The 25,822-nt window shown below is 68.1% G+C and carries 25 protein-coding genes and 1 tRNA gene; 13 read left to right on the top strand and 13 right to left on the bottom strand.

Features of this window, described 5'->3' with window-relative positions; all coding sequences use genetic code 11:
* Window positions 1–75 precede the first annotated feature (75 nt).
* Genes thrB through argS form a run of 6 tightly spaced genes read right to left on the bottom strand, consistent with a single transcriptional unit; the run spans window position 76 to window position 7,376 of the window.
* A complete protein-coding gene (gene thrB, locus EDF39_RS16385; protein WP_123944779.1) occupies window positions 76–1,029 on the bottom strand; it encodes a homoserine kinase in 954 nt (317 codons plus the stop codon).
* Entirely contained in the window at window positions 1,026–2,108 is a 1,083-nt protein-coding gene (gene thrC, locus EDF39_RS16380) for a threonine synthase (protein WP_123944777.1), read from the bottom strand. The genes thrB and thrC overlap by 4 nt, the downstream gene beginning before the upstream one ends.
* Window positions 2,108–3,427 carry a homoserine dehydrogenase gene (locus EDF39_RS16375; RefSeq protein WP_123944775.1) on the bottom strand — a complete coding sequence of 440 codons (1,320 nt, stop codon included), beginning with the start codon at window positions 3,425–3,427 and terminating at the stop codon, window positions 2,108–2,110. The genes thrC and EDF39_RS16375 overlap by 1 nt, the downstream gene beginning before the upstream one ends.
* Window positions 3,424–4,890, bottom strand: coding sequence for a diaminopimelate decarboxylase (gene lysA / locus EDF39_RS16370; protein WP_123944773.1), 1,467 nt, complete (start codon window positions 4,888–4,890; stop codon window positions 3,424–3,426). Before lysA ends, EDF39_RS16375 begins: the two co-directional genes overlap by 4 nt.
* On the bottom strand, window positions 4,887–5,681 hold the full coding sequence (locus tag EDF39_RS16365; RefSeq protein ID WP_123944771.1) for a DUF2993 domain-containing protein: 795 nt from the start codon (window positions 5,679–5,681) through the stop codon (window positions 4,887–4,889). The genes lysA and EDF39_RS16365 overlap by 4 nt, the downstream gene beginning before the upstream one ends.
* Window positions 5,682–5,684: 3 nt before the next feature.
* The gene (gene argS / locus EDF39_RS16360) at window positions 5,685–7,376 is read right to left on the bottom strand and encodes an arginine--tRNA ligase (RefSeq protein ID WP_123944769.1); all 1,692 of its coding nucleotides are present in this window, start codon (window positions 7,374–7,376) and stop codon (window positions 5,685–5,687) included.
* Window positions 7,377–7,472: 96 nt separating this feature from the next.
* Between argS and EDF39_RS16355 the strand changes: the two genes are divergently transcribed.
* On the top strand, window positions 7,473–8,051 hold the full coding sequence (locus tag EDF39_RS16355) for a hypothetical protein (RefSeq protein ID WP_123944767.1): 579 nt from the start codon (window positions 7,473–7,475) through the stop codon (window positions 8,049–8,051).
* A gap of 89 nt (window positions 8,052–8,140) precedes the next feature.
* Here the strand turns inward: EDF39_RS16355 and EDF39_RS16350 are convergent, their stop codons facing one another.
* The 5 genes from EDF39_RS16350 to EDF39_RS16330 form a co-directional block, all read right to left on the bottom strand.
* Window positions 8,141–8,875 (bottom strand): gamma-glutamyl-gamma-aminobutyrate hydrolase family protein, encoded by a 735-nt coding sequence (locus tag EDF39_RS16350; protein ID WP_055958570.1) that lies wholly within the window; start codon window positions 8,873–8,875, stop codon window positions 8,141–8,143.
* A 209-nt stretch (window positions 8,876–9,084) separates the two neighbouring features.
* Window positions 9,085–9,750 (bottom strand): pyridoxal 5'-phosphate synthase, encoded by a 666-nt coding sequence (locus tag EDF39_RS16345; protein WP_123944765.1) that lies wholly within the window; start codon window positions 9,748–9,750, stop codon window positions 9,085–9,087.
* A 193-nt stretch (window positions 9,751–9,943) separates the two neighbouring features.
* Window positions 9,944–10,018, bottom strand: a tRNA-Arg gene (locus EDF39_RS16340).
* Between the two features lie 197 nt (window positions 10,019–10,215).
* Window positions 10,216–10,431 carry a hypothetical protein gene (locus EDF39_RS16335; protein ID WP_123944763.1) on the bottom strand — a complete coding sequence of 72 codons (216 nt, stop codon included), beginning with the start codon at window positions 10,429–10,431 and terminating at the stop codon, window positions 10,216–10,218.
* A gap of 153 nt (window positions 10,432–10,584) precedes the next feature.
* Window positions 10,585–11,454 carry a DMT family transporter gene (locus tag EDF39_RS16330; protein ID WP_055958576.1) on the bottom strand — a complete coding sequence of 290 codons (870 nt, stop codon included), beginning with the start codon at window positions 11,452–11,454 and terminating at the stop codon, window positions 10,585–10,587.
* Between the two features lie 129 nt (window positions 11,455–11,583).
* Here EDF39_RS16330 and EDF39_RS17845 point away from each other — a divergent pair, with 129 nt between their 5' ends.
* From EDF39_RS17845 to EDF39_RS16310, 4 genes are all read left to right on the top strand, one after another.
* Window positions 11,584–13,617, top strand: a complete 2,034-nt coding sequence (locus tag EDF39_RS17845) for a TPM domain-containing protein (RefSeq protein WP_123944761.1) — start codon at window positions 11,584–11,586, stop codon at window positions 13,615–13,617.
* Between the two features lie 137 nt (window positions 13,618–13,754).
* Complete coding sequence (locus EDF39_RS16320) at window positions 13,755–14,513, top strand: PspA/IM30 family protein (RefSeq protein WP_123944759.1); 759 nt, start codon at window positions 13,755–13,757, stop codon at window positions 14,511–14,513.
* Window positions 14,514–14,577: 64 nt separating this feature from the next.
* On the top strand, window positions 14,578–15,405 hold the full coding sequence (locus EDF39_RS16315) for an arginase family protein (protein ID WP_055958584.1): 828 nt from the start codon (window positions 14,578–14,580) through the stop codon (window positions 15,403–15,405).
* Between the two features lie 98 nt (window positions 15,406–15,503).
* Window positions 15,504–16,334 (top strand): crotonase/enoyl-CoA hydratase family protein, encoded by an 831-nt coding sequence (locus EDF39_RS16310; protein ID WP_123944757.1) that lies wholly within the window; start codon window positions 15,504–15,506, stop codon window positions 16,332–16,334.
* A 99-nt stretch (window positions 16,335–16,433) separates the two neighbouring features.
* On the opposite strand, the gene EDF39_RS16305 is transcribed toward EDF39_RS16310, so the two are convergent.
* Entirely contained in the window at window positions 16,434–16,607 is a 174-nt protein-coding gene (locus EDF39_RS16305) for a CsbD family protein (RefSeq protein ID WP_084815897.1), read from the bottom strand.
* Window positions 16,608–16,743: 136 nt separating this feature from the next.
* On the opposite strand from EDF39_RS16305, the gene EDF39_RS16300 reads away from it, so the two are divergent.
* The 7 genes from EDF39_RS16300 to EDF39_RS16270 all read left to right on the top strand — a co-directional run bounded on the left by EDF39_RS16300 (window position 16,744) and on the right by EDF39_RS16270 (window position 23,522).
* Window positions 16,744–18,147 carry an NAD(P)/FAD-dependent oxidoreductase gene (locus EDF39_RS16300; protein WP_123944755.1) on the top strand — a complete coding sequence of 468 codons (1,404 nt, stop codon included), beginning with the start codon at window positions 16,744–16,746 and terminating at the stop codon, window positions 18,145–18,147.
* Between the two features lie 6 nt (window positions 18,148–18,153).
* The gene (locus tag EDF39_RS16295) at window positions 18,154–18,507 is read left to right on the top strand and encodes a Fe-S oxidoreductase (protein WP_123944753.1); all 354 of its coding nucleotides are present in this window, start codon (window positions 18,154–18,156) and stop codon (window positions 18,505–18,507) included.
* Window positions 18,507–19,352 carry an SDR family NAD(P)-dependent oxidoreductase gene (locus EDF39_RS16290; RefSeq protein ID WP_123944751.1) on the top strand — a complete coding sequence of 282 codons (846 nt, stop codon included), beginning with the start codon at window positions 18,507–18,509 and terminating at the stop codon, window positions 19,350–19,352. Before EDF39_RS16295 ends, EDF39_RS16290 begins: the two co-directional genes overlap by 1 nt.
* 209 nt (window positions 19,353–19,561) lie before the next feature.
* A complete protein-coding gene (locus EDF39_RS16285) occupies window positions 19,562–20,530 on the top strand; it encodes a siderophore-interacting protein (RefSeq protein WP_123944749.1) in 969 nt (322 codons plus the stop codon).
* Window positions 20,531–20,551: 21 nt separating this feature from the next.
* Window positions 20,552–21,610, top strand: coding sequence for an iron ABC transporter permease (locus tag EDF39_RS16280; RefSeq protein ID WP_233573175.1), 1,059 nt, complete (start codon window positions 20,552–20,554; stop codon window positions 21,608–21,610).
* Window positions 21,607–22,698: an iron chelate uptake ABC transporter family permease subunit gene (locus EDF39_RS16275; protein WP_123944747.1), complete on the top strand. Its 1,092-nt coding sequence runs from the start codon at window positions 21,607–21,609 to the stop codon at window positions 22,696–22,698. The genes EDF39_RS16280 and EDF39_RS16275 overlap by 4 nt, the downstream gene beginning before the upstream one ends.
* A complete protein-coding gene (locus EDF39_RS16270; protein WP_233573174.1) occupies window positions 22,698–23,522 on the top strand; it encodes an ABC transporter ATP-binding protein in 825 nt (274 codons plus the stop codon). Before EDF39_RS16275 ends, EDF39_RS16270 begins: the two co-directional genes overlap by 1 nt.
* Window positions 23,523–23,637: 115 nt before the next feature.
* On the opposite strand, the gene EDF39_RS16265 is transcribed toward EDF39_RS16270, so the two are convergent.
* Complete coding sequence (locus EDF39_RS16265) at window positions 23,638–24,063, bottom strand: SIP domain-containing protein (protein WP_055958603.1); 426 nt, start codon at window positions 24,061–24,063, stop codon at window positions 23,638–23,640.
* A gap of 232 nt (window positions 24,064–24,295) precedes the next feature.
* Between EDF39_RS16265 and EDF39_RS16260 the strand changes: the two genes are divergently transcribed.
* Complete coding sequence (locus EDF39_RS16260) at window positions 24,296–25,819, top strand: ABC transporter substrate-binding protein (protein WP_199726231.1); 1,524 nt, start codon at window positions 24,296–24,298, stop codon at window positions 25,817–25,819.
* Window positions 25,820–25,822 lie beyond the last annotated feature (3 nt).

Here is a 25,822-nt window from a genome sequence, read left to right as displayed (position 1 = left end):
ACTGATTGGAACTACGTGCAACCCGGGAATCCGCTCCTGCCGTGACGAGGTCACTGCCGAAACAGGCAACCGCCTCTAAAGAAGCGGGGTTTCTACCGGGTGCGGCACCACTGTAGCACCCTTGAGATCGACGGCCAGCATGAGCGCGCGCCATGTCGTGACGGAATGCTCTCCGACGAGATCCGCGGCGAACAGCCTCTGGGCGGGGTCGCTTCCGAGAACGAGGAGCGACGGGCCGGCACCCGAGACGACTGCGGCCAGCCCCGCGTCGCGGAGCATGCGGATCAGCGTGTCGGTCTCGGGCATCGCACTCGCGCGATAGCTCTGATGCAGACGATCCTCGGTCGCGGCGAGCAGGAGCTCGGGGCTCTGAATCAGCGCGGCTACCAACAGGGCGGAGCGCGACACGTTGAACGTGGCGTCTTCGTGCGGCACGGAGGCCGGCTGGAGGCTCCGGGCGAGCTTCGTCGACAGGGTTGTCTCGGGCACGAAGACCACCGGCGACACACCCCGGTGCACCAGAAGCCGCTTGTGCGCCGGGCCGTCTTTCGTAGTCCAGGCGATCGTGAGACCACCGAACAGGGCCGGCGCGACGTTGTCGGGATGCCCCTCGAGCTCGGTGGCGAGTCGCAGCAGCGTCGATGAATCGACCTCGACGACACCGTCGAGCAGGCCTTTGGCGGCCATGATGCCCGAGACGATCGCGGCCGCGCTGGATCCTAATCCGCGCCCGTGGGGAATGACGTTCGTCGCCGACAGGGTCAGCCCGGGAAGGGGCTGTCCGAGTTGCTCGAAAGCGAACGCGATGGCTCGCACAACCAGATTGGTCTCGTCGGTCGGCACCTCACCGGCGCCGACACCGGTCACGTGGACCGAGACACCAGGATCCGCGCGCGCCGTGACGACCAACTCGTCGTACAGCGACAGCGCGATTCCCAGCGTGTCGAACCCTGGCCCGAGATTGGCGGAGGTGGCAGGCACCTTCACCAGCACGGAACGCCCCGCGAGCGAGGCGTGCTCTGCTGTCACGCCGACGCTCGCACCAGTCCGAGAACTCCGGCGACCTCGTCGGTGTCGACGCCGACCACCGTCGGTGTGACCTCGCCACCCTCGGGGGTCTTGAGAGCCCACTGCGGGTCTTTCAGACCGTGGCCGGTGACCGTGAGCACGATCGTGGCGCCCTTCGGCACCTGACCGGCTTCGGCGCGCTCCAGCAGACCGGCGACGCTGATGGCCGACGCGGGCTCGACGAAGATGCCCACCTCGGCGGAGAGGATGCGCTGCGCCTCGAGGATCTTGGCATCGTCGATGGCACCGAAGTAGCCGTCGGTGAGCTCGCGCGCCTCGAGGGCGAACTGCCACGAGGCCGGGTTGCCGATGCGGATCGCACTGGCGATCGTCTCGGGGTGCTTGACGACCGAGCCGCCGACGATGGGGGCGCTGCCCGCGGCCTGGAAGCCGAGCATGCGCGGCAGCTTGGTCGAGCGGCCTACGACGAGGTCTTCGCGGTAGCCGCGGGTGTACGCGGTGTAGTTGCCTGCGTTGCCGACCGGCAGGAAGTGGAAGTCGGGGGCATCGCCCAACACGTCGACGACCTCGAAGGCGGCGGTCTTCTGACCCTCGATGCGGTCGTTGTTCACCGAGTTGACCAGGTGCACCGGGTAGTTCTTGGCGAGGTCGCGCGCGATGTCGAGACAGTCGTCGAAGTTGCCCTGGATCTGCAGCAGCTGACCGTTGTGGGCGACGGCCTGGCTGAGCTTGCCCATGGCGATCTTGCCCTCGGGCACGAGCACCGCGGCGGTGATGCCGGCGTGAGCGGCGTAGGCGGCGGCCGACGCCGACGTGTTGCCGGTCGACGCGCAGATGACGGCCTTGGCGCCGTGCTCGACGGCCTTCGAGATGGCCATGGTCATGCCGCGGTCTTTGAACGAGCCGGTCGGGTTGATGCCCTCGTACTTGACGTAGACGTTCGCACCGGTTCGCTCGGAGAGAGCCCGAGCCGGGATCAGCGGTGTGCCGCCCTCACCCAGGGTGACGATCGGGGTCGCCTCGGTGACATCGAGACGGTCGGCGTATTCGCGCAGGACACCCTGCCACTGGTGGGCCATCAGGCTCCTTCGATTCTGAGCACGCTCGTGACGGAGTTCACGACTGCGGCGTTGGTGAGAGCGTCGACCGTGGCGGCGAGCGAAGACTCGCGGGCACGGTGCGTTCCGATGATCAGCGTAGCGGTGGCGGGCCCCTCGTCGCCGCGTGTGACGCCCGCGGTCTGCTGCACGGTCTCGACACTGACGCCGTGCTGGGCAAGGATCCCGGCGACCGTCGCGAGCACCCCGGGCTGATCGGCCACGTCGAGCGTGATCTGATAGCTCGTCGAGACGCTGCCCAGGGGCAGCACGCGGAGGTCGGCGTGGTTCGACTCAGCGAGACCGGGCCCGCCGATCACATGGCGCCGTGCCGCCGACACGAGGTCGCCGAGCACTGCGGATGCGGTCTCGACTCCCCCGGCACCGGCGCCGTAGAACATGAGGTCGCCGGCCGCCTCGGCCTCGACGAAGACGGCGTTCTTGGCGCCGTGGACGGCAGCCAGAGGGTGACCGAGCGGGACGAGAGCGGGATGGACTCGCGCTGCCACCCCGAGCTTGCCGTCGTCGTCCGAGATCCGCTCGCAGATCGCCAGGAGCTTGACGACGTATCCGGCCTTCCGGGCGGCCTCGACCTGTTCGTGGCTCACCCCCGTGATGCCTTCGCGGTGCACCGCGACGAGCGGAACGCTGGTGTGGAAGGCGAGGCTCGCGAGAATCGCTGCCTTCTGCGCCGCGTCGTAGCCCTCGATGTCGGCGGTCGGGTCGGCCTCGGCATAACCGAGATCGGTCGCGATGGCCAGAGCATCGTCGAGCGATTCGCCGAGGGTGTCCATACGGTCGAGGATGAAGTTCGTCGTGCCGTTGACGATACCCATCACCCGCACGATGGTGTCGCCCGCGAGGCTCTCGCGCAGGGGACGGATGATCGGGATCGCCCCGGCTACAGCGGCCTCGTAGTAGAGCTGAGCGCCGACCTGCTCGGCCGCCTCGAAGAGCTCCGGTCCGTGACTCGCGAGCAGGGCCTTGTTGCCCGTGATCACGTCGGCTCCCGACGAGAGCGCCTGGAGGATCAGGGTCTTGGCGGGCTCGATACCGCCGATGAGCTCCACGACGATGTCGGCGCCGAGGATCAGCGACTCGGCATCGGTGGTGAACAGCTCCTTCGGCAGGTCGACATCGCGCTCGGCGTCGAGGTCGCGCACGGCGATCCCGACGAGTTCGAGGCCGGCACCGGCCCGGCCGGCCAGCTCGTCAGCCTGTTCGAGCAGGAGCCTGGCCACCTGGCTTCCGACGGACCCGGCACCCAGAAGGGCGACGCGGACGTTGCGGTATTCGATCATGCGGTTCTCTCTGCTTCGTGTGGTCGAGCGTCGTGCTGCGGGTCGAACCCCGCGTCACGTGCCAGGAGGTCGTCGATGGTCTCGCCGTGGACGATCACGCGGGCCACACCGTCGCGCACCGCGACGACCGGCGGGCGGCCCACGTGGTTGTAGTTGCTGGCGAGACTCCAGCAGTAGGCACCGGTCACGGGAACGGCGACGAGATCGTCGGGTGCCACGTCGCCCGGAAGGTAGTCGGCGAGAACGACGAGGTCGCCCGACTCGCAGTGCTTGCCCGCGAGGCGGACGAGACGAGGATCCGACGCGGAGACCCTCGAGGCGAGCCGGACCGAGTAGTCGGCCGCGTACAGAGCTGTGCGCGCGTTGTCGCTCATCCCGCCGTCGACGCTCACGTAGCGGCGAACAGCGCTCGAGTGCCCATCGGCGCCGGTATCTTCGCCGTCGAGCGATACCTCGACGTCTTTGATGGTGCCGACCGTGTAGAGAGTGACGCCGGCGGGCCCGGCGATCACCCGGCCGGGCTCGACCGCGAGTACCGGAATCGGGATGTCGAGTCGGGCGCACTCCGCCGCGACGACGTCGGCGATCCCCGCGGCGAGTTCGGTGATAGGCGCGGCGTCGTCGACCCGGGTGTAGTTGACGCCGAACCCGCCGCCGAGGTTCAGCTCGGGCAGGTCGCCGCCCGCCAAGAGGCTCGCATGCACCTCGAGCAGTCGACGCGCCGCCTCGGCGAAGCCGTCTGTGCCGAAGATCTGCGAGCCGATGTGGCTGTGGAGGCCGAGCAGCCGGAGACCCGCGTGCGAACGGATCGCTGCGACCGCAGCCGGGGTGTCGGCGAGGGGAATGCCGAACTTCTGGTCTTCTCTCGCGGTGGCGAGATAGTCGTGGGTCGAGGCGTGCACTCCGCTGTTGACTCGGATCCTGACGTTCTGAACCGTGCCGTGGCGCTCTGCCGCCTCGGCGACGCGGTCGATCTCGAGGAGGCTGTCGATGACGACTGCGCCCACGCCGAGCGAGACCGCCCGGTCGATCTCGGCCCGCGACTTGTTGTTGCCGTGGAAGCCCATCAGCTCGGGGGCGACGCCCGCGGCCAAGGCCACGGCCAGCTCGCCCCCGGTGCAGATGTCGACGAAGAGGCCTGCGTCGCTCACCCAGCGCGCGATCTCGACCGACAGGAAGGCCTTGCCCGCGTAGTAGACCTTGGCTCGGGTGCCGATGCGAGCGGCCTCGGCGGCGAAGGCGTCGTGGGCGCCGACGGCACGCGCGCGGAAGTCGGCCTCGTCGACGACGTAGAGGGGGGTGTCGAACCGGGCCGCGAGTTCGGTGGCCGACACACCGCCGACCGTCAGCGCGCCGTCCTCGTCACGACCCGCCGAGGACGGCCAGATGCTTGCGACGAGGTCGTTCGCATCGGCGGGAACGTCGAGCCAGGCGGGTGCGAGCGGGTTGGCAGTGGTCGTCATGAGCAGCTCCCTGTTGCGGTAAGGCCGGTCTTCGTCAACGGCAGACCGGCCGAGCGCAAATCAATGGTGACGCCGGAGGGCTTGACCGTCAGCGAGGTCACCCGGGCATTCTTCGGAACGTAGCCAGCCAGGCAGACGGTCTGCGTCGCAGCTCGAAGGGCCGGCGCGAAGACGGCCGGCAGTGCGGCACCGTTGACCGAGGCGCTCTTCGGCACGACAGACAACTTCGAACCCTCCGCTGCCAGCTTCGGGGTCGCCGTGATCTGGGTCGCGATCGACTGGCCGAGAACCGTCAGCGTCTTGTCGAACGCGAAGTCGCCCGAACCGAGAGAAATCGAACCGCCCAGACCATTGACAGCCTTGGTCTCGTTGACGGCTTTCTCGGTCACGTGGATCGACGCCTCGACCGGGCCTGTCGTGCCACCCACCTTGAGGGGGACGTCACTGACATCGGCGGTGAAGGTAAGGGGGATCTTCTGCACCACGAGGTTCGACGACGAGAGAGTCACGTCGTCGAGCGAACCGCTGAGTGCCTGCAGGATCACCGAGAGACCGTGGATCTTGACATCGACCTGACCGGACGACCCGGCCGGCAGAGACGACTCGATCTCTTTCGAGGCACGACCTTCGGCGTAGTTGCGCGCAACGATGTCAGCGACCACGGCGAGGATCGCACCGATCACCACGAGCGAGATCAACACGATCATGAAGATCGTGAACCCGCGGCGCTTCTTGACGTTGTGGTTCGGCTCGAGGAAGGCGTCGAGATCGTCGGGTTTCGAGACGCTCATGCCCTACATCCTGTCAGGTGCGGACACGCCGAGGAGGCCGAGGCCGTTGCGAATCACCTGCCCAGCGGCATCGTTCAGCCAGAGGCGTGTGCGGTGGAGGTCGGTGACCTCTTCATCGCCGAGGGGCGTCACGCGGCACGCGTCGTACCAGCGGTGGTAGGTGCCGGCGACCTCTTCGATATAACGGGCGACGCGGTGCGGCTCGCGCAACTCGGCCGCCTGCTGGACGACTCGCGGCAGTTCGGAGAGTGCTCCGAGCAGCGATGCCTCAGTCGGGTGGGTCAGCAGGGAGGCGTCGAACGCGCTGCGGTCGACCCCGGAGGCACTCGCGTTGCGGGCGACGGCCTGGGTGCGGGCGTGCGCGTACTGCACGTAGAAGACCGGGTTGTCGTTGCTTCGCTTGGTGAGGAGGTCGAGGTCGATGTCGATCATCGAGTCGGCGGAGAACCGCACGAGCGAGTAGCGCCCCGCGTCGACGCCGACCGCATCGACAAGGTCTTCCATCGAGACGACGGTGCCGTTGCGCTTCGACATGCGCACGGGCTCGCCGTCGCGCATGAGGTTGACCAGCTGGCCGATGAGGATCTCGAGGTTGACGCCCGGAGTGTCTCCGAACGCCGCGCACATGGCCATCATGCGGCCGATGTAGCCGTGGTGGTCGGCGCCGAGCATGATGATGTTCCGCTCGAATCCGCGCTCGCGCTTGTCGAGGTAGTAGGCGAGGTCGCCCGCGATGTACGCGGCCTCGCCGTCGCTCTTGATGATGACGCGATCGCGGTCGTCGCCGAAGTCGGTCGTCCGCAGCCAGGTCGCGTTGTCGGCCTCGTAGACGTGTCCGAGCTCGCGCAGCCGGGCGATGGCGCGCTCGACGGCCTTCGACTCGTGCAGGGAGTTCTCGTGGAAGTAGACGTCGAAGTCGACGCCGAAGTCGTGCAGCGACTTCTTGATGTTGGCGAACATGAAGTCGACTCCGACCGCCCGGAAGAACTCCTGCGCCTCGTCGCGCGGCAGGTCTCGGACGTCACCGTCAAAGGTCTCGATGACGCGCGCAGCGATCTCGGAGATGTAGACGCCGCCGTAGCCGTCTTCCGGTGTGGGCTCGCCGAGCGCTGAAGCGATCAGGCTGCGGGCGAAGCGGTCGATCTGCGCGCCGTGGTCGTTGAAGTAGTACTCCCGCGTCACGACACCGCCGACCGCCTGGAAGATGCGGGCGAGGCTATCGCCGACGGCAGCCCAGCGGACACCGCCGATGTGGATGGGGCCGGTCGGGTTCGCGGAGACGAACTCGAGGTTGATGGTGACGCCCGCGTAGTAGTCGCCGTTGCCGTAGGCCTCGCGGCTCTCGACGATGGCCTTCGCGAGGGCCCCGGCCGCAGCCGCTTCGAGTGTGATGTTGATAAAGCCCGGCCCAGCGATGTCGACGCTCGCAACGCCGTCGGTCTCGGTCAGCTCGCGCGCGATCTCGGTCGCGAGCTCGCGCGGGTTGGACCCGAGGCGCTTGGCGAACTTCATGGCGATGTTCGAGGCCCAGTCGCCGTGGTCGCGGTTGCGGGGGCGCTCGAGCACGGCGTCGGCGAGGGTGATGTCGACCGGTGCCGCTGCGGCGGCTTCGTCGGCGGTCGCGGTTGCACGGCGTCGCTCGGCGATCCCCTGGACGATGGCGAGCAGAGAGGCGGAGAGTTCAGCGGGAGTCACGGTCGTCAAGCTTACCGGGCCGTCGCCCGCCTCTTCCGGGGCCGCCGACGGCGATCCGAATCTCCCACCAAGGTGAATGCCGCGAAGATGGAGACCATGCTCACGGCCCCGCGTCTCCTCGCTGTCCGCACCCTGCCCGCTGCCCTCGCGGTTCTTCTCCTCGCCGGCTGTACCGGCGCGGCGCCCGCCGCGTCGAGCTCCCCCACCGCGCCCCGCGCCTCGGCGACCCCGACGGGCGGAGCGGGAGCCCTTACGGCCACGCCGCTGACCGTGGACTGCCAGACGATCGCCCCCGACGCCACGGTCAGCGCCGCGTACCCCGGCATGACGCCCGAGGCGAAGCCCACTCCCCCCAAGACCAGCGACGCCGCGGTGATCGGCGGCTACGACGGCACCGTCTGCGGCTGGACCAGCGCGACCGGCGGCTCGATGACTCTCGCCGTCGGCCGGTTCGACGACGACAGCCTCACCCGGCTCAAGAACAGCCTGATCACGTCGAGCAACGCCGTGCCCACGTACGACGGCGAAGGCTACTTCGACCTCGTCGACGGGGTCGGCACGGCCGAGGCCTTCACCGGGTCGTACTGGATAGTCGCGACGTCTGATGATGCCGTGTTCGGCGAACCCGGCGGGGCCGAGCCGCTGGTCGACGCGGCAATCGCCGGGTTGAAGTAGGTCGGGCCGGATCCTCGGGTCTGGTCTTCGACGTGGGGTTTCTGCTGTGTGGTCTTGCAGTGTGATCTCTGCCGTCTCGGGAGACGGTGTCAGGCGGCGACGCGCTCCGGGTTTGCGGTGGGAGCCAGCCCGTCGAGCAGGCGCAGCAGCTGACCGGGCGGGGCCTTGCGATCTTCGGGGTGCCACTGCACGCCGGTGATCGGTGCGTCGCGGTGCTCCACGGCTTCGATCACGCCGTCGACCGCTCGACCCACGATGCCGAGGCCGTTCGCCAGCGCGTCGATGGCCTGGTGGTGGGCGCTCTGCACGTCGACCGAGTCGCCGAGGATCCGGGCCAACCCGCTCGACGACTCGAGCTCGACCCGGTGCGTCGTCATGAGCTCCTCGACCGGGGCTCCTGTGTTCAGGTGCGCCGAGTCGCCGTCGAGGTGCTGGATCAGCGTGCCGCCGAGCGCCACGTTGATCAGCTGGTGCCCGCGGCAGATGCCGAGCAGCGGAGTGCCACGGTCGAGGGCGCGGTGCACGAGCGCGATCTGCGCCGCATCCGCCTCTTCGTAGTGGCGCCCCTCACGGCGGTAGCCGCTTTCGCCGCCGTACCACTCGGGGGCGAGATCCTCGCCGCCCATCAGCACGACGGCGTCGGCGCTGTCGGTCAGCTGCAGGAGCGTCGATTCGCCCAGGTCGGCGGCGCCGTAACGCGTCGCCTCCCAACCGGTGACCTCGGCGAGACCCTGCACGCGACCGTTCAGCGTGTCGACGTACGCGTGGTACTCCGGCGCGTGCGGCCGGAAGCGCGTGACCTCGATGACGGCAAGCGTGTTCATGACTCCACTCTGCGGCAGGGGCGGCGCTCGTGTCGCGGGTGTGTCGCCCTGTTACGCGTGGGGCGCCGGTGCGTCGCCCGCCGAGTTTGGGCGCCCGCCGAATTTGAAGGAGAAACAGAAGGCGTACCCGGCCCGATCCGCATGACTTCGTTGCCGCCCGCGCGTTTTTCCTTCAAATTCGGAACGGCACCGGCTGGCAGAGGGGCGGCTCAGGGCCAGAGGCGGCTGCGGGTCCAGGTCGTGGGCGCGGTCCGGTCGTAGCGCACGCGCACCTGGTCGCGTCCCGTCGTCGCCTGCCAGAACTCGATGCAGGTCGGCACGACCCGGAAGGCCGTCCAGTCGTCGGGGGCGAACTCGTCATCGTCGGCGATGCGGGCCTTCGCGGCGTCGAGTGCCTGCTTGGCTTTCTCGTGATCGTCGACAGGGGTGCTCTGCGGCATGGCAATGGCGACCGCGCGCGAGTCGGGGTGTCTAGCGGTGAAATCGGCGACCGACGTCTCGCGAGGGCCGGGGCCGGCATCGCCCAGGATCCTGACCTGCCGCCCCTGCTCCCGCCAGTAGAGGGTCAGTGCAACCCGAGGGTTCTCGCGGATCTGCCGCCCCTTCGGGCTCAGCGACGAGCTGGCGAACCAGAATGCGTCGTCGACGTCTTTCAGCAGGAGGGTTCGCGCACTGACCGTCCCGGCGTGGTCGACGGTCGAGAGCGTCATCGCCTGCGGTTCGGTCACGCCCCCCTCGACTGCCGTCTCGAGCCAGTCGACGAAGAGGTCCATTGGCGATTCGGGAACGGATTCAGGATCCAGCCCGGCCACATCGGGGGAAGACTTCTTGGCCCTTTTGAGCAGCTGGCGAATGGAGGTGTCGTCGGTGGTCATGCGTCGAGCCAACACCCTCGCGGTTGGCGAGCGCCGCGTGGCGGAACGACACGCGCGGCCTGGCTAGCGCCGCGTGGCGGAACGACACGCATGGCCTGGCTAGCGCCGCGTGGCGGAACGACACGCGCGTACAAGCACGCACCGCTTCGTCGCTGGGAGTGAGCGCCAGCGAACGAACAGCGAGAACACGAGGTGGTGCCCCCAGCTGGATTCGAACCAGCGCCCCTGCCTCCGGAGGGCAGTGCTCTATCCCCTGAGCTATGGGGGCCAGGAGCGTGGACAACGTTAGCAGTTCCGGGGCGGGCACTCGCGCACCGGGCGCCGATTTGCGAGCGATCCGGGCTCCCAGCACCACCCGCCTCGGCGCGTCGAGGCGAATCGCTCACACATTGGCGGGGCCCGGGGTCAAACGACGAACGGCCCGCCGCCGAAGCGAGGGCCGTTCGTGGGGTAGAGCTAGTCAGATCAGCTGTACGTCAGAGCGATCACGGCGACGTCGAGGCTGCCGTAGGCGCCCTCGGCTCGTGTCGCACTGCGAACTCGACCCCGAAGCACTTCGAAGCGACCGTCGTTCTCCCGAATGAATCCGATGACTCCGGCTGTCGGCGTCGACACCCGGCTGTACCCCTCACCGAGCGGAACTACCTCGGCGGATGATGTGCGTTCCAGAACAGCTCCCATGGTGTTCCCTTCAACAACGTTGTCCGTCCCGTGTTCTGCAGGACCGTCTATGGCTAAGGCTACTCCCGAGCCGGGGTACACAGCTCTACAGATCTCCACGGAAAACGCTGTGTATGGGCGGAATTCGGGTGACAATTCACGCTGATCACTCCGTCAAGCGCTGGTTGGGGGCGGGGCCGGTGGCCCGACTCGCCTCACGGTGAGGGTCACGCCGACGCTGGCGATTGTCACGAGAGCGATCGCGACTATCTCGCGCGGAGTGAGGGCCTGCCCGATTACGGCGAAACCGGCCAGGGCCGCCACTGCCGGGCCGAGGCTCGACAGCACGCCGAACACGCGAGTGGGCAGCGCCCGAAGGGCAATCATCTCGAGGGCGTAGGGCAGGGCAGAGGTGAGCAGGGCGACCCCGATGAAGATCGGAACGAGACGAGGATCCGAAGCGATGGCCGTCGCGGCTCGACCCGCGCCGAAAGGGATGACGACGACTGCAGCCACGACGACCGCCACCACGAGTCCGTCGATTCCCGCGATCGCTTTGCCGGCGCGACTGTTGGCGACGATGTAGAGAGCCCAGAAGGCAGCGGCGCCGAAGGCCAGCACGACTCCCCCGAGAGCGACGCTGCCCGAGGAGCCGAGCCCCAGCAGCAGAACACCGCAGAAGGCGATGAGCGCCCAGGCGGCATCGCGGATCCTTCGGGTCTGTACGAGGGCGAGCACGAGCGGGCCGGTGAACTCGAGCGTGACGGCGACTCCCAGCGGAATCCGGTCGAGGGCGAGGTAGATGAGCGAGTTCATGCCCGCGAGGGCGATTCCGAGCACGATCGCCGCCAGCCACTGCGTGCGCGACCAGTGCCGAACTCGAGGCCGGACGACGATCAGAAGGATGACCGCCGCGAAGCCCAGACGAAGGGCTGCCGCCCCGGTCGGGCCTACCTCGTCGAAGTGGGTGCGCGCCACCGCGCTGCCGAATTGAACGGAGAAGATCGCGGTCACCGCGAGCAGTGGAGCGGGTACGCGGGGCACCTGTCAATTAACGCATACCGGCGTCGGGGGGCGTCGCTAGACTCCGAAAAGCGGCATGTTTACAACGAAGTGACTGCCCCGCGCACGGCTCTTTTCGTGTGCCGGGCGGTCTGACCCACGGGGAGTCACGTGTTCGGTACCACCAGCAGCAGCACCGGTCTTCGTCTCGGTCGGGGTCGTCGTACCGGCCGTGGAGTGCCCATGGTCGTTGTCGGCCTCGTGCTCGGCGTGTTCGGTGTAGCCCTGGGTCCGGCCCTCGCGGCTGAGGCCACCGCTCCCGTCGACTTCAATGGCGCCTACGTCGTCGACGAGGCCGGGGTGCTCAGCTCCGCCGATACCAGCGAGATCACGGCGGCCGTCGACAAGCTGCAGGCCGACACGGGCATCAACCTGCTCGTCGCCTTCGTGCCCGAGTTCACCAGCCCCACCGACCGCGTCGAATGGGGTGCCGCAACAGCGCAGCAGAACTCCCTCGGCGAGAACGACATCCTGCTGTCGGTCGCGGTCGACGACAAGCTCTACGACGTCTCGAAAGACTCCCATTCGACCCTCACTGATGCAAAGCTCGGCGACATCGAGACGAATGACCTCGTGCCCCAGCTCCGAAGCGGCGAGTGGGCTGCAGCCGCCGTTGCGATGGCGAATGGCATCGACAAAGCAGAGGGCCCGGCCGATCTCAGCTGGATCCCGATTGCGCTCCTCATCGTTCTGCTCGTGATCGCCGCCATCGTGGTCTTCGTGCTGATTCGTCGTCGACGGTCAGCCAAGGCCCTCGGCGCGAAGCAGCAGGCCGAGCAGACGGCCCTCGACCGGCGCGCCGGCGACCTGCTCGTTGGTATCGACGATCAGATCACACAGGCGTCGCAGGAGGTCGGTTTCGCGGCGGCCCAGTTCGGCGACTCGGCGGCTCAGCCGTTCGCCGAGGCGGTGCGCTCGGCCAAAGCCAAGGCGGCGCAGGCCTTCGAGCTCCGTCAGAAACTCGACGACGAGGTGCCCGACACCCCGGAGCAGAAGCGCGAGTGGACCACACAGATCATCGAGCTCTGTGAGAGCGCCCACGCCGACATCGAGGCGCAATCGGCGGCGTACGACAAGCTCCGCGCCTCGGAGGCGACCGTCACCGAAGACACCGCGCGACTCCGCACCGACGCCGCGGCGCTCCAGGATCGTACCCAGGCAGCCGAGACGACGCTCTCCACGCTCTCGACGACGTACAGCGCCCGCGCCGTCTCGAGCATCGCCGGCAACCCCGATCAGGTCGACCGCCTGCTCGAGTTCGTCGGCGATACAGCAACCAAGGCCGAGGCATCCATCGCTGCCGGCAACCCCGGTGAGGCCGTTGGCTCGGTGCAGGCCGGCCGGCAGGCACTCGCCCAGATCGACCAGTTGCTCACAGCGATCGACTCCGCCGGCGAGACGTTGCGGACGGCACAGTCGACCATCGACGCCGCCAGCGCCGACCTCCGATCCGACCTCCAGGTGGCCGCCACGGTGCCTAGCGGCCCGACGAGCTCCGCTGTCGACCTGCCCGGAGCGGTCGCCGAGGTCAAGGGGGCTCTTGGCTACGCCGAGGCGACTCGCGACGACCCCCTTGCCGTGCTCGATCGACTCACGACGGCGAACACCCGCATCGACGCCGCCATGGCGCAGATCCGCGAGACCGCGGTCGCGCAGCAGCGGGTCCAGGCCACTCTCGACCAGGCTCTCCTCGCCGCCCGCAGCCAGGTCAGCTCCGCCCGCGACTTCATCGAGACCCGGCGCGGTGCAATCAGCGCAGGGCCGCGAACCCGACTCTCGGAGGCCGAGCGTCACCTGTCGAGTGCGGTCTCGCAGGCACCCGCCAACCCACAGGCAGCCGTGGCGGAGGCGCAGCAGGCCTCAGCGATGGCCGACGCAGCGATGCGAGACGCCGACGCCGAGGTCGGCAGCTACCAGCAGGGCATGCTGGGCGGAGGCGGAGGCCTCCTCGGCGGTCGCGGCGGCGGCGGAGCCAACCTCGGCGGCATCCTCACGGGCGTGATCATCGGCGGGCTGCTGAACGGTGGTGGCGGCGGCTTCGGGGGCGGCGGGTTCGGCGGAGGCGGCGGCGGTTTCGGCGGAGGCGGCGGCGGCTTCGGAGGCGCAGGCGGAGGCGGCCGCGAATCCAGCGGAGGTCGCTTCTGACCGGGCGCCCACGCTCCCGGCCCCGACAGCCCCGGCACCGACAGGCCCAACACTTACAGACCCAGCACTGCCAGAAGCAAGGCAAGCGACACTACAAACGGCCTCGCGATCGCGAGGCACCACGAAAGGGAACCAGGATGGCAAAGCAGTCGATCTTCGGGCGCATCGCGCAGCTCACGAAGGCCAACATCAACAACCTCATCGACCAGGCTGAAGATCCGAAGCTGATGCTCGACCAGCTCGTTCGCGACTACACCAACAGCATCGCCGATGCGAAGAGCGCCGTCGCCGAGACCATAGGCAACCTGCGTCTCCTCGAGCAGGATCACACCGAAGATGTCGAGGCGGCTGCCAACTGGGGCACGAAGGCCCTCGCCGCCAGCAAAAAGGGCGACGAGCTCCGCACCTCGGGCAACTCGACCGAGGCCGACAAGTTCGACAACCTCGCCAAGGTCGCCATCGGGCGCCAGATGTCGGCGGAGAAAGAGGCCAAAGACGCCGAGCCCACCATCGCGCAGCAGACGGAGGTCGTGGCCAAGCTCAAGACCGGCCTCACGCAGATGGAAGAGAAGCTCCGCGACCTCAGCAACAAGCGCAACGAGCTCGTGGCCCGCTCGAAAATGGCCGAAGCGCAGGGCAAGGTCAATGACGCTATCGGCAGCATCAACGTGATGGATCCCACCAGCGACCTGGGGCGGTTCGAAGACAAGATCCGTCGCGAAGAGGCGAAGGTGATGGGCCAACAAGAGCTGCAGGCGTCGAGCCTCGACGCGCAGTTCGAGAGCCTCGACGACCTCGGCGCCGAGACCGAGGTGGAGGCGCGACTCGCGCAGCTCAAGCTCGGTGGTGGCGCCGCCCCGGTCGAGCACTGGGAGAGCAAGCCGCTCGGATCCTGAATTTCTCGGTGCCCCGGTCGAGCCGGACTCGGCTCGTCCGAGGGCACCGTGCCACACTGGCCGCATGAGGTTCGTCGCAGTTCCGCAATGGCAGGGTTCACCGTCGTCGCGAGCCATGAGGCTGGTCGATGGAGCGAACGCCATTCTCGGCGATCTGCCTGCCAAAGCCACATCGGTGATCGAGGTGCCGCCCGGTGCCGGCGACGGTGTGGGCACGAGCATCCACCGTCTCTCGGCTGTGTCCGCGGTTGCTCGGGCTCTCGCCGACGAGCTCTCCCGCAGCGACGATCCAGCGTTGGTCGTGGGCGGTGACTGCGGCATCGAGTTCGCCGCGGTGCGCACCGTACTCCGTGACGACACCGCGGTGGTCTGGTTCGACGCCCACCCCGACGTGCACTCGCCCGAGACCAGCGAAAGCGGAGCCTTCAGCGGGATGGTGCTCGGGGCACTGCTCGGTCGCGCCGACATCGAGCTCGCCTCGATCGGGATCGATCCGCCGCGCGTGCAACTCTCGGCGGACCGAGTCGTGCTCGCGGGTGCCCGAAGCTTCGACGAAGCCGAAGACTCCTACGTCGAGGCCACCGGGATGCGTTCCGTCGGCGCGTTCGACCTGGTCCCCGAGGAGGTCGTCGAGGCTGTCGCTGCCACCGGTGCGACCTCCGTATACATCCACGTCGACCTCGACGTGCTCGACCCCGCAGCCTTCGCCGGACTCCTCGACCCGCAGCCGTTCGGCCTCGAGCCAGCGACGCTGATCGCCACCATCCAAGCGCTTCGGGCCCGATTCGACCTGGTCGGGGCGGGCATCTGCTCGTTCGCGCCGGCGAACGACGACGCTGCGGCCGACGACATGAGCACGATTCTGCGGGTGATCGGAGCGATCGCCCGCTGAGCGGGCACTCAGCCTACGAAACCGTCCGAACTGGGCCCAGAAGTGCCAGAAATGCCCGAAATCGTAGGCTGACGGATCGGTGATCCTACGATGAGGGCATGAGCCCCGCCTCCAAGTCCAAGGCCGCCATAGCGGCCCTTTCCGACGATCGCCCGCGCGTCAGCGTCGAACGCGACGGCCACGTCCTCCTCATCGGCCTCGACCGCGAAGAGAAGCGCAACGCCGCCGACCTCCGTATGCTCCGCGAGCTGAGTCTCGCCTTCGGGCTCCTCGACCGCGATCCCGATCTCTGGTGCGGCCTCGTCTTCGCCCACGGCGAGCATTTCACCGCCGGACTCGACCTCGGCGACGTCGCGCGAGCAGTCACCGCCGACGGGCTCGACATCGTTCCCGAGGGGGGCCTCCACCCGTGGCAGGTCGACGGCACGCAGCTCACGAAGCCGCTGGTGATGGCAGTTCAGGGCACCTGTCTGACGCTCGGCGTCGAGCTCGCCCTGGTGAGTGACATCGTGATTTCGGCGAAGAACGCGCGCTTCGGCCAGATGGAGGTGCGGCGCGGAATTCTGCCGTTCGGCGGCGCGACCACACGGTTTCCGGCGCGGGTCGGATGGGGCAACGCCATGCGCTGGATGCTCACCGGCGAGACCTTCGACGCGAAAGAGGCCCTCCGCATCGGCCTGGTGAAAGAGGTCGTGTTCAACGATCAGGTTTACAACCGCGCGATCGACATCGCTCACCGGGTTGCGGCCCAAGCACCCCTCGCCGTGCAGGCCACGCTCGCGAACGCCAAGCTCGCCGGCCGGCAAGGCGAGGAAGCAGCCCACGCCGCGCTGCAGGGCGAGCTCGTTCGGTTGATGGCGACCGACGACTCAAAGCTCGGGATGACGTCGTTCCAGAACCGAGGGGAAGCGGAGTTCACGGGGCGGTAGAGCAAAGGATCCGCGGATCCTCGTGGTCATTCGGCCGAGACGCACGAAAGCCCGCCACCGCGCTTGGCGGGACGGGCTTTCGTGAGGGGGAGGTAGATGTCAGCTCTTGAAGACGTCTTTCACGTCTTCGCCGGTCTTCTTCACTGAAGCGGAGGCCTGGTCTTTGTGACCCTCAGCTTCGAGGTTCTCGTTGTTGGTCTTGTCGCCGATGACCTCTTTGGCCTTGCCGGCGATGTCTTGTGCTGCGTTCTGGATCTTGTCTCCGAGTGCCATGAGTGCCTCCTCGTCGCGATGAATTGACACGGGTCCGTGTCTGAAATGGAAAGTACTCCCTGTCCCCCATGCCGCTCTCAGCGAATACTCCGGGATGACACGCGCGGGGTCGACGGCGGGGCGATACGTTCGTGTCATGACCACTACCTACGACCTCATCGTGATCGGAGCCGGCGCGGTCGGCGAGAACGTGGCGGACTACGCCACGCGCAATGGCCTCAAGGTCGCCCTCGTCGAAGCCGAGCTCGTCGGCGGTGAGTGCTCCTACTGGGCGTGCATGCCGTCGAAGGCCCTGCTCATGAGCTCGACCGTGCTCGATGCCGCCAAGGCAGTCGGCGGTGCCCGCGAGGCCGTTACCGGCGAGGTCGACGTGCAGGCCGTCCTGAACCGCCGCAACTCGTTCACCAGCAACTGGGACGACTCGTCACAGGCCGACTGGGTGTCGGGAGCCGGCATTGATCTGATTCGCGGGCACGCGACCATCACGGGCGTGAAAGAGGTCACCGTCGACGGCACCGTCTACACGGCCACGCACGCCGTCGCCGCGGTCACCGGGTCGAGCGCCCTGCTCCCCGACATCGCCGGTCTTGCCGCGGCGAAGCCCTGGACGAGCCGCGAGGCGACCAGCCAGCAGAGCATTCCCCAGAGCCTGATGATCATCGGCGGCGGGGTCGTCGCGGCCGAGATGGCGACGGCGTACCAGCAGCTTGGAGCCAAGGTGACTATCGCCTCGCGCAGCGGCCTCCTCGGCGGCCAGGAGCCCTTCGCCGGTGAGTTCGTCACAGAGGCACTGACGGCTCTCGGCGCAGACGTGCGGTTGAACACGTCGCCCACCGGCGTCGTGCGCACTGAGCACGGCCTGGTCGAGACCACCCTCGACTCGGGTGACGTCGTCATCACCGACGAGATCCTCGTCGCTACCGGCCGGGTCCCCCGCACCTCCGACCTCGGGCTCGAGAACGTCGGCCTGACCCCGGGCGACTGGCTCGAGGTCGACGACACCCTTCTCGTGCACGGCACCGACTGGCTCTACGCGGTCGGCGACGTCAATCACCGCGCACTCCTCACCCACCAGGGCAAGTACCAGGCGCGCGCTGCCGGCGAGGTCATCGCGGCCCGCGCGAAAGGAACCGACCTGCACACCGAGCCGTGGGGTGCTCACGTCGCGACGGCCGACAATGCCGCCGTACCGCAGGTCACTTTCACCAGCCCCGAGGTGGCGAGCGTCGGCCTGACCGCCGACGCCGCCGGCAAGCAGGGCATCGACGTCAAGGTGATCGACTACGACCTCGCCGGGGTCGCCGGCTCGGCGCTGAAGTCGGACAGCTACAAGGGTCAGGCGCGCCTCGTTATCGACGAGTCGCGCAAGGTCATCGTCGGCGCCACCTTTGTGGGCCCCGAGGTCTCCGACCTGCTGCACGCCGCGACCATTGCCGTCGTCGGCGAGGTGCCGATCGACCGCCTCTGGCACGCCGTCCCCTCGTACCCGACGGTCAGCGAGGTCTGGCTCCGACTTCTCGACACGTACGGGCGCCCGTAGCTCGCGATGAAGAACCCTCTGCTCGACTCTTCGGTCTCCCGCGCGGGAGCTGCGTTCGCCACGGCGGTCGGGCTCGCCGTGGGCGTGCCGTTGAGCACCGGGCGGGTGCGGGTCGAGGGTGACCTCATCGTCTGCCGGGGCCTGCCCCGCTGGGCATTCCGGCGCGGGGGCACCTGCATCGGCCGGGTGTACCTGACCCGCGACAACGATGGCCCCGACGTGCTCGAGCACGAAGCCGTTCACGTCGCCCAGTGGCGCCGCTACGGAATGCTCATGCCGCTCCTGTACGCGATCGCGGGACAGGATCCACGCAAGAACCGATTCGAGGTCGAAGCCGGTCTCGAGAAGGGCGGCTACTAATGACTTCAGGATCCGCGCACGACCCCCGCACGATCATCATCACCGGCGCCTCGAGCGGAATCGGCAAGAAGGCCGCGGTCGCCCTCGCCGCGGGCGGTGCGACCGTCGCGGTCGTCGGCAGGCACCCCGAACGCACGCGGGCTGTCGCCGAGGAAGTCGGTGGCATCGCCTACGTCTGCGACTTCGACCGACTCGACGCCGTGCGCGAGCTCGCGCAGAAGCTGCTCGACGCTCACCCGCGCATCGACGCGCTTGCGAACAACGCCGGCGGGCTGGTCAGCCAGAGGGCGGTGACCGCCGACGGCTTCGAGCGCACGTTGCAGTCGAACCATCTCGCGCCGTTCTTGCTGACTCGTCTGTTGCTGCCCCGGATCCTCGAGTCCGACGGTCGAGTGATCTCGACTTCCAGTGCCGCGAACATGTTCGGCCGCGTTCGACTCGACGACCTGAACTGGGGCAAACGCCCCTGGCTCGGCGGCTGGGGCGCCTACGGCACGAGCAAGCTGCTGACGAACATGTTCATCTCCCAGTTGGCCGCACGGTCGCGGGTGAAGGCGTTTGCGTTCCACCCCGGAATCGTGACGACGTCCTTCGGCATGAACTCGGCCACGATGCGGGTCGTCAGTTCGGTCACGAACGGTCATTACGGCATCTCGGCGGACGCGGGCGCTGTCCCGCTCATTCAGCTGGCCGGGCCGACGACGATCGGCGTTCCGAGCGGCACGTACTTCGATCAGCTGAAGCCGTTCGGCCGTCAGGCGCCGCAGGCGAAGAACACCATGCTCGCCGAAGTGGTCTGGGAGCGGACGTCGGAGATGGTCGGCCTGCCGGCGTCGCTCGACTGAGCCGCGCTAGCCCTTCGTGGGCGCCGAGAGTACGCAAATGGCCCTTCCGCCAGTGGTGAGGGGACATTTGCCTACTCTCGGCGATCGCACCCCATGTGTGGCGGCCGGGCCAATGCAGGCAGGGCTGATCTGACAGCCAACCTCGCAAATCCCTCCAGATCGAGAAAGGCCGTTCGGTTCCGTTAGGTAAGGCATGCCATAGTTAGGGTGTGCTTACTTCCGAGACGAACCGACCGGCCCCGGCTCGACCCGCCACTGCCCGACCGGCCCCGGCCCGCCCCGCACATCGGTCGTTCCGTGTCTCCGTCAAGGGGGTCAGGCGCCTCAGCCCGAGTTTCGTGCGCATCACGTTTACCGGCGACGATCTCGGCGACTTCGGCGACGAGGGTCTCGACCAGCGCATCAAGATCGTGCTGCCTCTGCCCGAGTCGGGGTACGACACGTTCCCGGTCGACGACGACTGGTACGGCGCCTGGCGACAGCTGCCCGACGGAGCCCGGCACCCGCTCCGTACCTATACGGCGCGTGCCATTCGCCCGGCCGAGCGCGAAGTCGACGTCGATTTCGTCTCCCACGGCGACACCGGGCCTGCCTCGGCGTGGGCCAATCATGCGAACGTCGGCGACGACATGATGCTCATCGGGCCCGACGGAACGAGCGGCTGGTCGGGATCCGGCATCGAGTGGAAGCCCGCCGGAGCCGCAACGACGCTTCTGGCCGGAGACGAAACTGCCGTGCCGGCCATCGCAGCGATCCTGAACCAGCTGCCGAGCGACGCCCAGGGGTGCGTGTTTCTCGAAGTGCCCACCACGGCCGACGCTCTCGACCTCGTCAAGCCCGACGGCGTCCACGTCGAGTGGCTCGATCGCGAGGCCGACCCTGCGGCGCATGGAACCAAGCTCATCGACGCCGTCCGCAACTGGACGAGCCGCTATCTCACGGCCACGCACCACGGCAAGGCGATCGACCCGGCCACGCTCAAAGACGTCGACATCGACCACGACATCCTCTGGGAGGTGCCGGAGGGCCGCGACCTCTCCGGCCAGTTCTACGCGTGGCTTGCCGGTGAAGCCCAAGCGATCAAGACGCTCCGCCGCTTCCTGGTGAGCGAGGTCGGCATCGACCGCAGTCAGGTGGCCTTTATGGGGTACTGGCGCGTCGGCAAGTCGGAGAACTGATGCACCCGACAAGCACGACCCGTGGCTGAGGCCACGACCACCCCGCGCACCGGCCTGAGCTCGCGAGAAACATCCGCACGTCGCCCGAGGCCGAGTGCTGCTCGTCTGGCACCGGGTCTCGCTCTCTGCGCCGGGATCCTCGCCCTCGTCCTTCTTCTCAGCGTCGCCGTGGGCACGTACTACGTACCGCTCCCCCGCGTGTGGCAGGCGCTCGTCGACCCCGGCACGAGTTACGCCGACACGGTGGTGCAGTCGAGGATCCCGCGGACCGTCCTCGGCCTCCTCGCCGGAGCCGCGCTCGCCGTCTCCGGGGTCATCGTCCAGGGCCTCACGCGCAACCCGCTCGGTGATCCGGGCCTCCTCGGCGTCAACGTGGGCGCCGCCGCGGCTATCGTCACCGGCATCGCCTTCTTCGGCGTCGGCACCGGCTCGGAGCGGGTGTGGCTCGCTCTTCCCGGCGCTCTGGTCGCGGTGGTCGCCGTCTATGCGCTCGGCTCCAGCCGGCGAGGAACCACTCCGGTCAAGCTCGTCCTGGCCGGTGCGGTCATCACCGCGATCCTCAGCGCCTACATCCAGGCGATCACGCTCACCCACCCGAATGCCTTCAACAGCTACCGGTTCTGGGTGCTCGGCTCTCTGGCCGGGCGTGACGCCCAGTTGATCGGGCAGACGCTTCCCTACCTCGTCGCCGGGTTCGCGCTCGCAGCCCTGCTGCCGGGATCCTTGAATGCGCTCGCCCTCGGCGACGACACCGCGACGTCGCTCGGCGCGAAGGTCGGCCGCACCCGCATCCTCGGTGGTCTCGCAGCCGCCCTACTGTGTGCCGGGGCGACGGCCGCCGTCGGTCCGATCGCGTTCATCGGGCTCGCTGTGCCCCATATCGTTCGCAGCTTCACGGGCGGCGACCACCGCTGGCTCCTCCCCTTCTCGGCGCTGCTCGGGCCCGCGATGCTGCTGCTGGCCGACATCGTCGGCCGCGTCATCGCGAGCCCGCAGGAGCTCGAGGTCGGCGTCGTGACCGCGTTCCTCGGCGCTCCGGTGCTGCTGTGGGCCGTGCGCAGGATCCGAGGGCGCGAGTGAGCGCCGGAAGGTCGCGGCCGGGGATCGCTCCCGACGCCGCTCTGAGCTCGACCGCGACGAGGCGACCCGTCGTCCGCGTCGGATCCTGGTTGAGCCTGCCCTATCGGCGTCGGTCGGTCGTCGTGGGAGGAATCCTCGCCGTCGGCGTTCTGCTGCTCGCCCTCCTGACACTCACCCTCGGCACCCTCGGCATCCCGCTGACCGAGCTTCCCGCCGCGATCGCGAGCCCTGAGCCGGGCCGCACCGAGTTCGTCCTCAATGTCCTCCGGGGCCCGCGTCTCGTGACCGCGATCGGCACCGGTGCGGCTCTCGGCGTCGCGGGGGCGCTGTTCCAGACGGTGACGCGGAACCCGCTCGGGAGCCCGGACGTGATCGGGCTCGGTGCGGGAGCAAGCGCCGGTGCCGCCTGCTTCGGATTGCTGCTGCCGGGGATCCTGCCCGTACCCGCCGGGGCCCTCGTGGGAGCACTGGTCGCGATGGGCCTCGTGTGGCTCGGCACCGGGCGGGGCTTTTCGTCGCCGGGCCGGATGATCCTCGTCGGCATCGCCGTCTCGGCCATGGCCGTCGCCTTCGTGCAGTACGTCACGACGCGCGTCAATCAGCAGGAGGCGACGACCCTCGCCGCCTACATCAGCGGCACGCTCGCCGACCGCGACTGGGGCGATGCGACCGAGATCTGGGTTGCCGTCATCGTGCTCGTTCCTTTCGCACTGCTTCTCGGCCGTCGCCTCGACCTGGTCGAGATGGGAGACGACCTCGCAGACTCGCTCGGGGGCCGGTCATCGCTGACCCGCACCCTCGTCGTGCTTGTGGCTATCGGTCTCGGCACGGCAGCCGTGGCCGCGACGGGTCCGATCTCGTTCGTCGCCCTGACCGCACCGCAGGTCGCCCGACGGCTCGCGAAGGCACCGGGGGCCGGGATCCTGCTCTCCGCCCTTTTCGGCGCCGTCATCCTCATGGCGGCCGATCTGCTCGTGCAGCAGTCGCCATTCGGCGCGCAACTACCGGTCGGGCTCCTCACGGCGATGGTGGGCGGCGTCTATCTCGGATATCTGCTGCTCCGCGAATGGAAGAAAGGGACCATCTGATGTCCGCTAACCTCTCTGCTCCCGCTACCGGTGCCGCACCGAGTTCGCTCACCGCCACCGGCCTGCGACTGGCCTACGACGACCGGGTGATCGTCGACGGTCTCGACTTCGCCGTTCCGGCCGGGGAGCTCACCGTGATCATCGGCCCGAACGCGTGTGGCAAGTCGACGCTGCTCAAGGCCCTCGCCCGCACGCTGAAGCCCTCCGCCGGGCAGGTGTCGCTCGACGGCAAGCCGCTCTCGTCGTACCGCAGCAAAGACATCGCCAAGCGGCTCGGCATGTTGCCGCAGAGCCCGATCGCCCCCGAGGCGATCACGGTGCGCGACCTCGTCGGTCGAGGGCGGTTTCCGCACCAGGGGGTGTTCCGGCAGTGGTCGGTCTCAGACGAGGCGGCCTGTGACCGGGCGATGGAGTCGACCGGGGTGGCCGAGCTCGCCGACCGGCAGGTCGCCGAGCTGTCGGGAGGCCAGCGCCAGCGCGCCTGGATCGCGATGGCGCTGGCGCAAGAGACGGAGCTGCTGCTGCTCGACGAGCCGACCACTTTCCTCGACATCGCCCACCAATACGAGGTGCTCGAGCTCGCGGCACGTCTGCACCGGGAGGGCCGCACGCTCGTCGTGGTGCTGCACGACCTCAACCAGGCCGCGCGCTATGCGACCCACCTCGTCGTCATGAAGGAGGGGGCGATCGTGGCCCAGGGCGCTCCGGGCGAGATCGTGACAGCGCAGCTCGTCGACGAGGTGTTCGGATTGCCGTGCCAGATCATCGACGACCCGCAGTCGCACACGCCGATGGTGGTGCCGCTGGCGGCTGTGGCTCGCTGACCGGGCCGCAAATTCGAGAGCGATCCCGGCAGCGAGAGGCAGCTGGCCCGGCGTGTCGCCGCGGATCGCTCTCACATTTGCCCGCGGGCGACTGCTCGACGATCAGTCGCAGACGTTACAGAGCCGGCGCGGGGCTGGCGAACATCTCGCCGAGGTCGTGCCGGAGGTCGTAGGCGAACGAGGCGGGGCCGCCGATCCAGAACACGTAGTCGCTGGTGACGAGTGACTCGGAGTCGACGAAGAACTCCCCCACCCAGGCGCGAACGGCACGGTCGAGGGCCATGCCGGAGAGGCAGCGTTCGCCGGTGCCGGGCCGTCCGCTGCGACGCGACCGGTCGAGCCAGGAGATCGCGACGCGACCGGGAGCGGTGATGGGCACGATCTCAGACGCGTCGGCGACCTCGATGAACACCTGGCCTCGCGCACAGATCGGAAGCACCTCGAGCATCGTCTTAATGTCGTCGATCGACGACGTGTCGCCGGCGAAGAGGATGCGCGTGGCCGACGGCTGGAGCTCGGGGGTGCTGTGTGCGAGGTACATGAGTCCTTCCAATATAGGTAAGGCTTACCTATTCCGCCAGCGCACCCGCCGGGCAGTGGCCGCATTCTCTCGATGCCGTGGTAATTTCTCTTCTGGCCGACGGTTCAGCAGTGATCTTCGGCGGGGGCGATCTTCCGTTCAGCAGCGACGGAATGGTCCGCATCGACAACGTGTTCATCAGCAACAGGTGTCTCCCGGCGTCCACATCCGCTCCGAAAGGTCTGCCTCACTGATGAGCTCTGCTCGCATCCGTACCACCCGCGCCCGTCTTCTCGCCGCCACCGCCCTGGCGGCCACCTCCGCCTTGATCCTCGCGGGCTGCACCGCAGGATCCGCGCCGAACGGCACCGGCACCCCCGATACATCCGCCACCGTCACCGTCGGCCTCGTACTCGAGCCCACCGACCTCGACATCCGCACCACCGCCGGAATCGCCCTCGATCAGGTTCTGATCGACAACGTCTACCAGGGCCTCGTCGGGCGAACCTCGACCAACAAGATCGTCGATGTGCTCGCCAAGAGCCACACCGTCTCGTCCGACGGCCTCACCTACACCTTCCCCTTGCAGACGGGCGTGAGCTTCGGTGACGGGAAGGCCATGACCCCGGCCGACGTCGTCTGGTCGCTCGAGCAGGTCAAGAAGACGAAGACGTTCGTCAATTCGGCCGATCTCGCGAAGGTGAAGACCATCTCGGCGAGCGGCAACACGATCACACTGAAGCTCTCGCAGCCCGATTCGAACCTGCTCTGGGCCCTCTCCGGCCGCGCCGGGCTGGTGCTCGAAAAGGCCGCGACGAACGACCTCAAGACGACCGCGAACGGCACCGGCCCGTACAAGCTGACGACGTGGAAGCAGGGCGACAGCATCGCTCTCACCCGCAACGGAGACTACTGGGGCACCAAGGCCAAGGTCGCGGGCGTGACGTTCCGCTACTACACCAGCCCCTCGGCCGCCATCAACGCGGTCATCTCGGGCGACGTCGACGTGCAGACCGCAGTCGACGCGACACTCAAGTCGCAGCTCACCGGGGTCGACGGCATCAGCCTCAAGTCAGGCAAGACCACCGACAAATACACGCTGGCCTTCAACAACAGGGTCAAGCCGTTCACCGACATCCGGGTGCGCCAGGCGATCCGCGAGGCGATCGACAGCAAGGCGCTGATCGCGGCCCTCGGTGGCTCGGGTGTCACCCAGGGCGGTCCCATTCCCGCCCTCGACCCCGGCTACGAAGACCTCTCGAGCGTCGACGCCTACAACCCCGACAACGCCAAGAAGCTGCTCAAAGCGGCCGACGCGGAGAACCTCACGCTCGACCTCACCTACGCCAACTTCTACCCCGCGGCTATCGGCGACGTGCTCACCTCCGATCTGAAGAAGGTTGGCATCACGCTGAACGTCAAGCAGACCGACTTCACCACCTGGATCAACAACGTGCTCGTCGACCACGACTACGAGCTGAGCATCGTCAATCACGCCGAGTCGCACGACTTCGGCAACTGGGCCAACCCCGACTACTACTTCGGGTACGACAACAAGAAGGTGCAGCAGCTCTACTCCGAATCGCTCTCGGCGACCGACGAGGCCACCGCGGCGGACAAACTGAAGCAGGCAGCGAAGATCGTTGCGAACGACGCGCCCGCTGACTGGCTCTACACCGCGACGACCCTGACGGCCGTGCACGATGGCATCACGGGGTTCCCGACGTCGTCGACCTCCGCCCGCCTCGACCTGGCCGACCTGGCGAAGTCCGAGTGACCG

The sequence above is a fragment of the Frondihabitans sp. PhB161 genome (assembly GCF_003814635.1).
Taxonomy (GTDB): domain Bacteria; phylum Actinomycetota; class Actinomycetes; order Actinomycetales; family Microbacteriaceae; genus Frondihabitans.
Note: the sequence above shows the minus strand (reverse complement) of the source record. Positions and strands in the feature narration are given on the sequence as shown.

Excerpts from the sequence above, each read along its gene's own strand:
- thrC (WP_123944777.1), bottom strand. The coding sequence starts at position 2,108 with ATGGCCCACCAGTGGCAGGGTGTCCTGCGCGAATACGCCGACCGTCTC.
- EDF39_RS16375 (WP_123944775.1), bottom strand. The coding sequence starts at position 3,427 with ATGATCGAATACCGCAACGTCCGCGTCGCCCTTCTGGGTGCCGGGTCC.
- lysA (WP_123944773.1), bottom strand. The coding sequence starts at position 4,890 with ATGACGACCACTGCCAACCCGCTCGCACCCGCCTGGCTCGACGTTCCC.
- EDF39_RS16365 (WP_123944771.1), bottom strand. The coding sequence starts at position 5,681 with ATGAGCGTCTCGAAACCCGACGATCTCGACGCCTTCCTCGAGCCGAAC.
- EDF39_RS16355 (WP_123944767.1), top strand. The coding sequence starts at position 7,473 with ATGCTCACGGCCCCGCGTCTCCTCGCTGTCCGCACCCTGCCCGCTGCC.
- EDF39_RS16350 (WP_055958570.1), bottom strand. The coding sequence starts at position 8,875 with ATGAACACGCTTGCCGTCATCGAGGTCACGCGCTTCCGGCCGCACGCG.
- EDF39_RS16345 (WP_123944765.1), bottom strand. The coding sequence starts at position 9,750 with ATGACCACCGACGACACCTCCATTCGCCAGCTGCTCAAAAGGGCCAAG.
- EDF39_RS16335 (WP_123944763.1), bottom strand. The coding sequence starts at position 10,431 with ATGGGAGCTGTTCTGGAACGCACATCATCCGCCGAGGTAGTTCCGCTC.
- EDF39_RS16320 (WP_123944759.1), top strand. The coding sequence starts at position 13,755 with ATGGCAAAGCAGTCGATCTTCGGGCGCATCGCGCAGCTCACGAAGGCC.
- EDF39_RS16315 (WP_055958584.1), top strand. The coding sequence starts at position 14,578 with ATGAGGTTCGTCGCAGTTCCGCAATGGCAGGGTTCACCGTCGTCGCGA.
- EDF39_RS16310 (WP_123944757.1), top strand. The coding sequence starts at position 15,504 with ATGAGCCCCGCCTCCAAGTCCAAGGCCGCCATAGCGGCCCTTTCCGAC.
- EDF39_RS16305 (WP_084815897.1), bottom strand. The coding sequence starts at position 16,607 with ATGGCACTCGGAGACAAGATCCAGAACGCAGCACAAGACATCGCCGGC.
- EDF39_RS16300 (WP_123944755.1), top strand. The coding sequence starts at position 16,744 with ATGACCACTACCTACGACCTCATCGTGATCGGAGCCGGCGCGGTCGGC.
- EDF39_RS16295 (WP_123944753.1), top strand. The coding sequence starts at position 18,154 with ATGAAGAACCCTCTGCTCGACTCTTCGGTCTCCCGCGCGGGAGCTGCG.
- EDF39_RS16290 (WP_123944751.1), top strand. The coding sequence starts at position 18,507 with ATGACTTCAGGATCCGCGCACGACCCCCGCACGATCATCATCACCGGC.
- EDF39_RS16270 (WP_233573174.1), top strand. The coding sequence starts at position 22,698 with ATGTCCGCTAACCTCTCTGCTCCCGCTACCGGTGCCGCACCGAGTTCG.
- EDF39_RS16265 (WP_055958603.1), bottom strand. The coding sequence starts at position 24,063 with ATGTACCTCGCACACAGCACCCCCGAGCTCCAGCCGTCGGCCACGCGC.
- EDF39_RS16260 (WP_199726231.1), top strand. The coding sequence starts at position 24,296 with ATGAGCTCTGCTCGCATCCGTACCACCCGCGCCCGTCTTCTCGCCGCC.